At 62.9% G+C, this 11,906-nt stretch carries 10 protein-coding genes; 7 read left to right on the top strand and 3 right to left on the bottom strand.

Annotation, left to right across the window (positions count from 1 at the left end):
* Positions 1-2: 2 nt before the first annotated feature.
* Complete coding sequence (locus BHD07_RS17750) at positions 3-992, bottom strand: sugar-binding transcriptional regulator (protein ID WP_338282080.1); 990 nt, start codon at positions 990-992, stop codon at positions 3-5.
* A gap of 179 nt (positions 993-1,171) precedes the next feature.
* Here BHD07_RS17750 and BHD07_RS17745 point away from each other — a divergent pair, with 179 nt between their 5' ends.
* A complete protein-coding gene (locus tag BHD07_RS17745; protein WP_338282078.1) occupies positions 1,172-2,776 on the top strand; it encodes a GMC family oxidoreductase in 1,605 nt (534 codons plus the stop codon).
* Positions 2,777-2,822: 46 nt separating this feature from the next.
* Positions 2,823-3,503, top strand: coding sequence for a GntR family transcriptional regulator (locus BHD07_RS17740; RefSeq protein ID WP_100671606.1), 681 nt, complete (start codon positions 2,823-2,825; stop codon positions 3,501-3,503).
* A gap of 170 nt (positions 3,504-3,673) precedes the next feature.
* Here the strand turns inward: BHD07_RS17740 and BHD07_RS17735 are convergent, their stop codons facing one another.
* Entirely contained in the window at positions 3,674-5,170 is a 1,497-nt protein-coding gene (locus tag BHD07_RS17735) for an aldehyde dehydrogenase (RefSeq protein ID WP_100671138.1), read from the bottom strand.
* A gap of 105 nt (positions 5,171-5,275) precedes the next feature.
* Between BHD07_RS17735 and BHD07_RS17730 the strand changes: the two genes are divergently transcribed.
* From BHD07_RS17730 to BHD07_RS17710, 5 genes are all read left to right on the top strand, one after another.
* Positions 5,276-6,139: a transketolase gene (locus BHD07_RS17730; RefSeq protein ID WP_100671140.1), complete on the top strand. Its 864-nt coding sequence runs from the start codon at positions 5,276-5,278 to the stop codon at positions 6,137-6,139.
* Between the two features lies 1 nt (position 6,140).
* A complete protein-coding gene (locus BHD07_RS17725; RefSeq protein ID WP_275599507.1) occupies positions 6,141-7,130 on the top strand; it encodes a transketolase family protein in 990 nt (329 codons plus the stop codon).
* Between the two features lie 102 nt (positions 7,131-7,232).
* Positions 7,233-8,471, top strand: coding sequence for a sugar ABC transporter substrate-binding protein (locus tag BHD07_RS17720; RefSeq protein WP_100671144.1), 1,239 nt, complete (start codon positions 7,233-7,235; stop codon positions 8,469-8,471).
* A 55-nt stretch (positions 8,472-8,526) separates the two neighbouring features.
* Positions 8,527-10,014, top strand: coding sequence for a sugar ABC transporter ATP-binding protein (locus tag BHD07_RS17715; protein ID WP_100671146.1), 1,488 nt, complete (start codon positions 8,527-8,529; stop codon positions 10,012-10,014).
* A 5-nt stretch (positions 10,015-10,019) separates the two neighbouring features.
* Positions 10,020-11,006: an ABC transporter permease gene (locus BHD07_RS17710; protein WP_275599504.1), complete on the top strand. Its 987-nt coding sequence runs from the start codon at positions 10,020-10,022 to the stop codon at positions 11,004-11,006.
* Between the two features lie 16 nt (positions 11,007-11,022).
* Here BHD07_RS17710 and BHD07_RS17705 read toward each other — a convergent pair whose 3' ends face one another.
* A complete protein-coding gene (locus tag BHD07_RS17705; RefSeq protein ID WP_100671150.1) occupies positions 11,023-11,829 on the bottom strand; it encodes a shikimate dehydrogenase family protein in 807 nt (268 codons plus the stop codon).
* Positions 11,830-11,906 lie beyond the last annotated feature (77 nt).

The raw sequence follows: 11,906 nt of genomic DNA, 5'->3' as shown, positions 1-11,906 counted from the left end.
ATTCAACGATCGCGGCTCCAGCGGTCCATGATCCGTCGCGCCATCGAGGCGGTGACGACGAGATGCGAAGCAAACCCGCCCTTCAGAGCCGCCACCAGCGGCTCGAATTTGCTGTCCTCCTGCACCACCAGCATGCGCTTCCGGATCGCGCGGATGGAGTCGAGGTCTGCCGAGATGCAGCGTCGATTATGCGCGCAGTCCATCCACTGACCGTCGAGATCGATCAGTTGTCCGGCGATGACGCCGGCTGCTCCCCTTTTGCCCATGGCATGCATGTCTTTCGCCGAAAGGGCACCGCATTTGACGAGGTGGCTGTCCTCCTCGATCCCCCCGACGGAGTAGAGTGCGAGCTTGCAGTCCGAAATCGTGGCAAGTTGCTCCCGGATGACGGGCTCGCGGCGCAACTCCTCTGCAAGCCGCTCGGATGAGAGGACGAGGGGCGCATAGAAATTGATGCCTTCGGCATTGAGACGACGGGCGATTTCCGTCGTGCACTGATCCGGGCGGTAGGAGTAGGGAGCGCCGAGATTGCCGCAGAGCTGCACGACCGACACGCCCCGAAGATCGGCGAACGGCATGACGTCCGCTATGTGATACACGGTGCGGCCCCAGGCGACCCCTATCCGGTCCCCCTTGTTGATGAGCTCCAGGAAAACCGAGGCCGCCACCACGGGCATCTCGACGGCCGGGTCCATGGCCTGCCGGTCCTCGGGGACGATCCAGACGCTCGTCAGTCCCGCGGCGTCCTCCAGCTCGCGGGCAAGGACGTCGTCGGAGAAGAGCTCCGTCGATGTGGTGATGGTGACGATGCCCATCTCGCGCGCCTTGCGCAGATACATGGCGATGGAAGCACGCGAGATTTCCAGCCGCTGGGCGACTTCATCCTGGCGCAGGCCGTGCGTATAGTAGAGCCAGGCGGCCTTGTGGATGATCTGGTCGTTGGCGCGGATCGGCATGGAGCTCTTTCGGACGGAGATGCTGACATAATTCATCACATGTGACAAATGTCAAGTACGCCGGCCGACGATCGGCCCACATGTGGGCGCGTCCTCGCGGTGGACGGAATTTATGCCGTTGTCCCAGCGTCGTTACTCGACCCTCCGCGCCATTTTCCTCGTTGACGACGCTCACTCTCAGCGACTATATATCATATATCATTTTGGAGGTTGCCGTGGCAGATTACGTTGTTGTCGGGGGAGGTTCGGCGGGCAGTGCCCTCGCCGGAAGGCTCGCCATGTCGAATACGGGAAAGGTCGCCGTGCTGGAAGGAGGGCCGCGCGACAGCCATCCGCTGATCCACATACCCGCCGGTTTCGTAAAACTTCTCGGTTCGAAGCTTCTCTACCACTACAAGACCGAGGCGCAAGAGGGGCTCGGCGGCCGTACGCCGGTCATGCCGCAGGGCGCCGTGCTCGGCGGCGGCGGTTCGGTCAACGCCACCATCTATATTCGCGGCCAGCGAGCGGATTACGACACCTGGTCGTCGCTGGGAGCCGAAGGCTGGTCCTATGCGGACGTGCTGCCCTATTTTCGCCGTGCGGAAGACAACGACCGGTTCTCCGACGTCTATCACGGCACCAAGGGTCCGCTAGGCGTTTCCGATCTCCGGCAGGTGAACGATCTAACGCGCGCCTTCGTGCGTAGTGCACAGGAAGCCGGCATACCTTTCACGCCGGATTTCAACGGCCGACGGCAGAGCGGCGTCGGCTACAACCAGACCACCACGCGCAACGCAAGACGCTGCAGTGCGGCCGTGGCCTATCTGCGGCCGGCGCTATCGTCCGGAAATCTGGAAATTCTCACCGGTTGCTTCGTCACTCGCATCCTGTTCGAAGGAGACCGGGCAGTGGGCGTGGAATACCAGCGGAACGGCGAAATGCAAACGATCAGGGCGGAGAAGGAGGTCATCCTTTCGGCTGGCGCGGTTCAGACTCCGAAGCTCCTGATGCTTTCGGGCGTCGGGCCCGAGGACGAGTTGAAGCGTCATGGCATTGCCGTGCGGCATCGCCTCGAAGGAATAGGCCAGAACCTTCAGGATCACCTCGAATTCCCCGCGATCCGCTATTGCACGGGGCGCTACGGTTACTTTGGTGAGGATACTCTGGTGCGTTCCGTCCGCAACGGCCTCCAATACCTGCTGTTCAAATCAGGCCCGGTCATGTCGAACGTCACGGAGGCCTGCGCCTTCGTCAATGTCGACGATAAGGAGGAGGAACCGAACGTGCAGCTTCATTTCGTTCCGATCGTCTTCATGGATTCGGATCAGGAGCAGATCAAGCGCGCGGGTGCCACGATCAATCCATGCGTGCTCAGACCCCACAGCCGCGGCGAAATCCGCTTGCGGTCGACCAACCCGGCCGACCATCCCATGATCGATCCGCGCTATCTCAGCCACCCCGAAGACATGCGCCTTTCGATCAAGGGTCTCAAACTGGCGCGGGAGATCCTTGCGCAGCCCGCTTTCGCGCCTTTCGTCGAGAAGGCGGAAGCATTCCCCGGGCCGGATGCCGAGGACGATCAGAGGCTGCAGTCCTATATACGCTCCAAAGGCAAGACGGTGTATCACCCGGTGGGAACCTGCCGGATGGGAACGGACGACATGGCGGTCGTCGACCCGCAACTGCGCGTGCGGGGTTTGAGGAATCTTAGAGTTGTGGACAATTCCATTATGCCCACATTGATTTCGGGCAATACCAATGCGCCCGCTATTATGATCGGCGAAAAAGCGTCGGATCTGATCCGCGGCATCGATCCGCTGCCGCCGAGCAATGCCTGACGCCGATCAGACTTTTGAGCCGGAACGCAATGCGGATGGAGGCGCCATGACGAGTTTGAGCAAACTGGATAGGGGCAACCTTTCCGAGCAGGTCTATGCGGCGATCCGGGGAACACTGATGGACGGGCGATACGAGCCCGGGGAGCGCCTGCGCATCAGCGGTCTGGCGGACGAGCTGGGCGTATCGATCACACCCGTCCGCGAGGCGATTTTTAGGCTCGTCAGCGAACACGCACTGGAAATGAAGGCGGCGACGGCGATACATGTGCGCAACCTCGCGCCTGCCGAGCTCCGCGAGATCCAGTTCATCCGCCATCACCTCGAAGGTGAGTCGGCGGCGTTGGCTGCCGAGCGCATCACGTCGAAGCAACTGGCCAATCTGGAGCACCTGCAGGAGGCGTTCAGGGTCGCCGCCGGCACGGACCCGCAGGAGGCTTCTCTGATCAATCGTCAATTCCATTTTGCGGTCGTCGCGGCCTCGGACCTGCCGCTCGTTTTTGCGACGGTCGAGAACATGTGGACGCTGATGGGACCTCTGCTTCGGACTTTCCATATGACAGTGCCGGTGCGCGACCTGACGAGCGGCGCACACAAGCATTACGACCTTCTTCGCGCCCTGGCAAAGCGCGATGCTGCAGGCGCCAGGGCCGCAATGCAGGAGGACATCGCCTGGGGCAAAGTCCTCGTCGACTGGCTGGAGCGGCAGCGCGCGGGAACCGCGGGCTGATCGCTCCCGCCTGGGCTAGAATGGCTCGTCTGCGTTTGGCCCTCATCCGCCTGCCGGCATCTTCTCCCCGTCATCGACGGAGAGAAGCGCGCATGGTGCGAGGCCGGCGCTCTCCCAGCGCAGGTTACCCGCTCGTTTCGGGCAGATGTGGGGCCATGTGCCCCACCCGATCAAAGCTCGATCCAGGTCGTCTTCAGTTCGGTGTACTTGTCGAGCGCATGCAGCGACTTGTCGCGTCCGTTGCCGGATTGCTTGTAGCCGCCGAAAGGCACCGTCACGTCGCCATGGTCGTAGCAATTGACCCAGACGCTCCCGGCGCGCAGTTTCCGTGAGATCCGGTGGGCGCGGGAGAGGTCGCGCGTCCATACGGCCGCCGCGAGGCCGTAGCTCGTATCGTTCGCGACGCGCACGGCCTCCTCGTCGTCCTTCACGGTAATGGTCGAGAGGACCGGTCCAAAGATTTCCTCCCTTGCTATAGCCATAGAGTTTTTCACGTTCGCGAAGATCGTCGGATTGAGGTAATAGCCGCCGAGCTCCGTGTCCGGACGGTCGCCGCCGAGCACGAGGCGGGCGCCTTCCTCACGCCCCTTGGCGATGTAGCTCTCGACGCGTGAGCGATGGTCGTCCTCGACGAGCGCGCCGAGCCTTGTTTCCGGATCCAGCGGATCGCCGGGCCGTATCGACCTAGCCGTCTCGATGACGATATCGAGGAACTGGTCCTGGATCCGCTCCGACAGGATGAGGCGCGAGGGGGCGACGCAGACTTCGCCCTGGTTGAAGCAGATCGCCGTTGCCGCGCGTTCGGCGGCCGCACGCAATTCCGGCACGTCGTCGAGGATGATGTTCGGCGACTTGCCGCCGCATTCCAGAAACACGCGTTTCATGTTCGACTGACCAGCATATTGCAGGAAGAGCTTGCCCACTTCGCCCGACCCGGTGAAGGCGAGGCAATCGACGTCCATATGCATACCGATCGCCTTGCCGGCGGTCGGGCCGAAGCCCGGCAGCACGTTGAAAACGCCGTCCGGAATGCCGGCCTCCGCCGCGAGCTCGGCCATGCGCAGCGCCGTCAGCGGCGATTGCTCGGCCGGCTTCAGGATCACGGAATTGCCGGTCGCCAGGGCCGGTGCCAGTTTCCAGGCGGCCATCAGCATGGGGAAGTTCCAAGGCACGACGGCGCCGACGACGCCCACAGGCTCCCGGGTTATGGTCGCCAGCTGGTTCGGGCCGGTCGGCGCGATCTCGTCGTAAAGTTTGTCCGGGCACTCGGCGTACCATTGCAGAGTATCGAGGACCACATTCACGTCGATCGTCCGGCTTTCGCTAATCGGCTTGCCCATGTCCAGCGTTTCGAGGACCGCCAGCTCGTCCATGTGCTTCTCGAAGAGCGCCGCAAAGCGCTGGAGCACTTTCTTGCGCTCCTTCGGCGACCTGTCGCGCCAGACGCCGGTGTCGAATGCCCGCCGCGCCGCCTTCACGGCGAGGTCGACGTCTGCCGCATCGCAGGCCGCGACTTTGGCGATCACCTGACCGTCGCGCGGGGAAATATCGTCGAAGGTTTCGCCGGAAACCGATTCGACGAAACGCCCGTCGATGAAGGCCTGCCCTTTGATGGCAAGGCGGCTGCGAATTTCCTCGATATCGGATCTCGATAGGCGAAGGTTCATATTTTCCTCCAAATTCTGAGTGACATATATGATATATGATGTTAGATGGGTGTTGGCAAGCGAATGTTGCTGCTCGCGAGGACAGCAAGGGCAGGAGGATCCAGATTGTATTCGCCATTGAAAAATGATTCCCGACCGGACGAGGCGACCATTGCGCGGCTTCGCGATCGTGCGCAGTTCGTGCGGCTGGAAACGATCCGGCTGATCGAGATCGCCAAGGTCGGCCATTATACGTCGGTGTTTTCGGCGGCCGAGATCTTCGCGTCGCTCTATTACGATGTCATGAGCCTGAGCAGCGATCCGAAATGGGCCGACCGCGACCGGTTCCTGATGGGCAAGGGCCATGCGGCCGTCGGGCTTTTCCCCATTCTTGCCGATCTCGGCTACCTGCCGGCGGATGTGCTGAACGGCTACACGCGTCTGGGCAACCCGCTTGGCGACCATCCCGACATGCGCAAGGTTCCGGGCGTCGACTTCTCTTCCGGCTCCATCGGCCACGCCCTGTCGAACGGTCTCGGCATGGCGCTCGCCGCGCGCATGCAGGGCCGCTCCTTCACCACTTTCGTCATGCTGGGCGACGGCGAAATGCAGGAGGGACAGGTCTGGGAGGCGGCCCTCGGCGCCGCGCATCACAAGCTATCCCGCCTCGTGGCGATCGTCGACCGCAACGGCTACCAGCTCGACGGAGCGGTAGACGACGTCATGGGCATCGAGCCGCTCGACGAGAAGTGGCGCGCCTTCGGCTGGGAGGTGCAGGTGGTCGACGGCCACGATATCGCCGAACTGACCGCCGCGCTTCGCCGCGCCAAGGCGGACGGCGCGCGCACGCGGCCATGCTGCATCATCGCCCGTACCGTCAAGGGCAAGGGCGTGAGCTATATGGAAACCGAACCCGGCTGGCATCTCGGCTATCTCGATCCGAGTGATGCCGAAGCCGCCCGCGCCGAAATTCTTTCGAAGGTCATATGATATGAGCCGCGCCCTTGAACGTCCGCAATCACCCAATTCCTGGCACTACCGCGAATTGAATCAGAAAAACCCCGGCCTGGATCACCTCTCGAACGGATTGATCGACCTGGTGGGGCAGGGACATCCGGTCGTGGCGGGTTCGGCCGATCTGCAATACTCCAACGGCCTCAACCGATTTGCCGCGCGATATCCCGACCGTTACGTCGGCTTCGGAATATCGGAGCAGAACATGGTGTCGGCGGCTGCCGGGATCGCCACGACCGGCATGATTCCCTATGTCGCTACCTTCGCATCGTTTCTCGGATTGCTCACCTGCGAGCAGATCCGGATGGATATAGCCTATTGCGCATTGCCGGTGCGGCTGATCGGTCATCACACCGGTATCTCCATGGGCTTTTACGGCACGTCGCACCATGCGACCGAGGACATCGGCACGATGCGGTCGATAGCCGACCTGACGGTCGTTTCGACCGCCGACGGCCCACAGCTCGAGGCGGCGATTCGCGCGAGCATCGCGCATGACCGGCCGATCTATTTCCGGACCGGGCGAGGACGCGAGCCGGACCTCTACGATCCCAAGGCCGATTTCGTCTTCGGCAAGGCGATAGAGCACGCGCGCGGCGAGGAGTTGACGATCATCGCCTGCGGCCTGCCGGTGCACCCCTCCATTGAGGTTGCCAGGCGCCTCAACGTCGCGGGCCGTTCGATTGGCGTCATCGACATGGCGACCGTAAAGCCAATCGACCGCGACGCGATTCTGGAGGCGGCGTCCCGCTCGAAGGTCCTGATGACCATAGAGGAGCACAACGTGCTCGGCGGGCTGGGCGCTGCCGTCGCAGAGGTGTTGACGGATGAAGGGATTGGCAAGCGCCTCATCCGCCACGGCATTCGCGACGAATATGCGCTGATTGCGCCGCCGACTCATCTCTACGCCCATTACAAGCTGGACGAGAAGGGCATCGAGGAGGTCGTGCTCGCCGCGATCGGCTGAAGGAGGGGCGACGGCAGTCATTTGCCGGGGAAGAAAATATATCATGTATCGACAAAAGAGGCTCGTGAACCGTCGCGAGTCGAAAAAGGAGGAGGAGTACCAATGAAGACCTATGAAAAATTCGCCGCCGCGGCGCTCACGTTCGCGGCGCTGTCGGGACCGGCGCCTGCCGCGGAGAAACACGAGCTCTATTCCCACCTACCGAACACGGCCCTATCCGGCGTGATCGATCCTCAGATGGCCGACAGAAGCGACATCGAGAAAGCTCTGCCTAAGACGCCGAAGGATCCAAAGAACATCGCGATCGGCTGGACGGAGATCACACTCGGCAACGCTTGGTTCGTCGAGGTGGTTGAAGCGGCAAAGCGCAAGGCGGCCGAATATGGCGGCTACACCCTCGACATCCAGGTTGCAGACGGCGACCCGTCGAAGACTTCGGCGCATTTCGATTCCTTCATCACCAAGGGCGTGGACGTCATCGTCGTCGATCCCACGGATGTGGTTGGCGCCGCGACCGATGCCCAGCGTGCCGTTGATGCTGGAATTCCCGTCATCGCGCTCGGCACGGTTCCCGATGCCTCGGGTCCCTTCGTCACGACGGTTCTCGCCAATCCCTTCGGCAACGGCTTCGAAGCGGGTATTTACGCCGCCAAGCAGGTCGGCATGGATGTGCCGATCGTTTCCGGCGTAACCATCGGCACGCTCGGCAATTCGACGTCCGAAAGCCGCATCACCGGTCTGCTGTCCGGGATCGTCTTCGAACGATCGAACCAGTTCGGCCTTGGCTTCAGCCAGGAGGACGCCAAGCTGAAAGGCTTCGAACTGTTTCAACAGCTGAAGACAGGAGGCTCGTTCAACTGGACGGAAGGCCGCTTCGAGGTCGTCGGTATCCAGCCGGGCGGCTGGACGGAGGAGGGCGGACTGAAGGGAGCGGAGGACCTGCTTGCCGGGCACGGCAGCCGCATCAACCTGATGCTGGCCGAAAACGACTTCATGGGCATCGGCGCGCTGACAGCGATCGAGAATATCGGCAAGAAGGGCCAGATTCCGGTCGCCTGTGCAGCCGACGGCTTCCGCATCGCGCTAGAGCACATCAAGGACGGCGATCTCCTGGTGACAGGCGCCAATAGCGGCCGCGCAACGGGTGAAGGCGTCATGATCCTGATCGAGCAGATTTTCCGAAAGGGTTTCGACGCCAACAATCTGCCGCTCGGTTCCTATTTCCCGGCCGAGATCATCACCGGGGAGAACGTCGACGAATTCGCCGATCCGGACCCGTCGAACCCGTTCTTCAAATACGAGGTTCCTCCGTTCCGCACGATCTCGGAAATCCGCAGCTGAAGTTGTTCCGCGTACCGCCGGCCTGGCCGGCGGTACGTCACGGAAGGAGGAGCAGATGCATCTTTCGATGTCGCAGATCGACAAGGCCTTCGGCGGTGTCACCGCGCTTCAGGGCGCTTGCCTGGAGGCGTTCGGCGGCGAGGTCCACGGCCTCATGGGGGAAAACGGAGCGGGCAAGTCCACTCTCATGAAAGTCCTTGCCGGCGCCTACCGGCGCGACGTCGGCGAGATCCGGATCGATGGCCGGGCCGTCGACATATCGTCGCCGCACGATGCGATCGCCAGGGGCATATCCGTCATCTACCAGGAATTCTCGCTTGCCGGCCACCTGTCCGTCGCGGAGAACGTGCTGATAGAGGAACTCGGGCGGCCGGGAATCCGCGTCGACTGGGCCGGCATGGTGCGGCGAACCCGAACGCTGCTTGCGGACATGGGTTTCGAGGACATCGATCCGATGCAGCCCGCCGGGACACTGCCGGTGGCCTACCAGCAGGTCGTGGAAATCTGCAAGGCCTTATCGCGTGAAAGCACGATCCTGGTCTTGGACGAGCCGACCGCCGTTCTTACCCATCATGAGACGGAGAAGCTGTTTCGGCTCATCCGGATGCTGCGGCAGCGCGGCGTGTGCGTCCTTTACATCTCGCATCGGCTCGAGGAGATATTTGCCCTTTGCGACCGCGTGACGGTGCTGAAGGACGGCCAGACCGTCGGCACTTGGCCCGTCGACGCGCTCGATCAGAAGGCGCTCGTCCGTCACATGATCGGTCGCGAGCTCTCCGATCTCTTTCCGGAGCGCAAGGCGGCCGTCGGCGACGTGCTGCTTGAGGTAGAGAAGCTCAATGCCGGACCGATGGTGCGGGACGTCACCTTTTCCGTGCGCGCGGGCGAGGTGCTCGGCGTGAGCGGTTTGGTGGGGGCAGGGCGCACGGAGACAATGCGCGCCATCTTCGGTGCCGATCCGCTCCAGTCCGGCCGCATCCGGCTGGCAGGCCGCGAGATCGCCAATCTTTCGCCCGGTCAGGCGGTCGCCAACGGTATCGGTATGCTGCCGGAGGACCGCAAGCATCAGGGTCTGCTTCTCGACTTGCCGATCCGGGTGAATGCCATGATGACGCCGGCAAATCCGTTCGTCTCGGCGCTCGGCTTTCTGCGCAACCGGGCGGAAACCGCTGCCGTCGAAGACATTGCGCGGCAGCTGCGGCTGAAAGCCAGCGGCACCGACGTACCGGCAGGCACACTTTCGGGGGGCAACCAGCAGAAGGTGGCGCTCATGAAGTGGATCGCCGCGAAATGCCGCGTACTCATTTTCGACGAGCCGACGCGCGGCGTCGACGTGGGCGCCAAAGTCGAGATCTACCGGGTCATGAACGAACTCGCGGAAGCCGGCGCCGCCGTCATCATGGTCTCTTCGGACATGCTCGAGGTGATCGGCATGTCGGACCGCGTCATCGTCATGCGCCAGGGTGGGCTCGCCGGCGAACTTCAGAAACATCAAATCAGCGAGGAAGCCATCATCGACCTCGCCATGGGAACGGAGGCGTGACCCTCATGCACAAGAAAGCCGGTGTCGCCACCTTGCTGATCCGCTACAACATCTTCCTCATGCTCGGGCTGCTAGTCATCGCGTCGGCGATGCTGTCCGATGTCTTTCTGACGCCGCAGAATCTGTGGAACCTGATGAGGCAGCTCGTGCCGCTTGCGCTCGTCTCCATCGGCATGGTGCTGGTGATCCTGACCGGCGGCATAGACCTGTCGGTCGGCGCGGTTGCAGCGATCGGCGCCATGGTCATCGCGATGCTGTTACCCTATCTCCCGGATCAGGCGGCAGTCGGCCTGCTCATCGGCATGGCGGCCGCGGTTGCCGCCGGCTCTCTGCTCGGCGCGGTGACGGGCGCGCTCGTCGCGCTCTTCCGCATGGCTCCCTTCATCGCCTCGCTCGCCATGATGACGGTTGCTCGCGGCATCGCGTTCATGATGTCGAACGGCCAGCCGGTCCGCTTCCCCCGCGATACGGGCGCGGCGGATCTCATGCGTGCCTTCGGCAGCGGCACGGTGCCGGTTCTCGGCATGCCCTGGCCCGTCTTGATGGCCGTCCTCCTGATCATCCTCTTCGTCACGGTCATGGCGCAGACCAAGTTCGGCCGCCTCGTCATCGCGGCCGGTTCCAACGAGGTCGCGGTGCGTCTCGCCGGCATCCCCGTCGCCCGTTACAAATTCCTCGTCTATGCCATTGCCGGCGGTCTTTCCGCGTTCGCCGGCGTGGTCGCGACCTCGCGTACGGCGGTCGGCACGGCCAATACCGGCTTCGGGCTGGAGCTCGACGCGATCGCTGCCTGCGTCATCGGCGGCGCATTGCTGTCGGGGGGCAAGGGCACGGTTCTCAACACGATGATCGGAGTGCTCATTCTGGGGCTCATCGGCAACATCATGAACCTCCTGTCCGTCCCCGCCTATCCGCAGCAGATCATCAAGGGTGTCATCATCGTTTTCGCCGTCCTGCTCCAGAACGTCAGCGGTGAGGCGAAGCGGACCTGAGCCATCGGCCGGGCGCTCACGCGCCCGGCTCGTCCAGGAGATATTTTGCGAGCACCTCGATCTGACCGGTGATCATATGAACACCCTTATGAACAACGCAGCCGCGTTCCGATGCCAGCCGCAGCAAAGGCGTGACGTCGGGTTCCATCACGACTTCGGCCACCAGTGCTCCCGGCTCCAGCGTCCCGGGGTCCACCGGCAGCGGGTCGCCCGCCTTCATGCCGAGCGAGGTAGCGTTGACGACGAGGTCGAAGCCGCGGGCGTCTGCCGGTGCTGCCGCGGCGTCGCTTCCCGGGAAAGCCTCCCGCAGCCGCTCGGCAAGCTCCTCGGCTTTGACGGCGGAGCGGTTGGCTATCGCCAGCCGTTCGGTGCCACCGCGCACCAGCGCCTCGGCGATACCCGTGGCGGCGCCGCCGGCGCCCACCAGCAGCGCTCTACGTCCGCGGATCTCATGCCCCTCGCGAAGGAGGCCCTGCACGAAACCGGCGCCGTCGAACATTTCGCCGTGGAAGCTGCCGTCCGGCGTGCGCCGCGCGACATTGGCGACACCCAGAAAGCGCGCGGTTTCGGAAAGGCCGTCGCACAGACTGGCGACGCTGGTCTTATGCGGAATCGTGACGATCACGCCGGCAAGGCTCTCGACCCAGCGCAGCCCGTCGAAAGCGGCTGCAAGATTTTGCGGCGAGACCTGCCACGGCACGAGAACGGCGTCGAGGCTCCTTTCGGCGCAGTAAGCGTTGAAATAGGTGGGCGTGCGCAGATGATGGGACGGATAGGCCAGGTGCACCACCACACGTGTCGTACCGGAAATGCGCTGTTTCATTAGGGCTCCTTCGAGGAAAAATGCTATCCATGTTAAAATATATCATATATCTTGTAATTGAAAGTCCGTGGAGGATG

This window comes from Sinorhizobium sp. KGO-5, from assembly GCF_036245905.1.
GTDB lineage: Bacteria > Pseudomonadota > Alphaproteobacteria > Rhizobiales > Rhizobiaceae > Sinorhizobium > Sinorhizobium meliloti_A.
The sequence above is the reverse complement of the archived record's forward strand: the minus strand, read 5'-3'. Positions and strand labels throughout refer to the sequence as shown.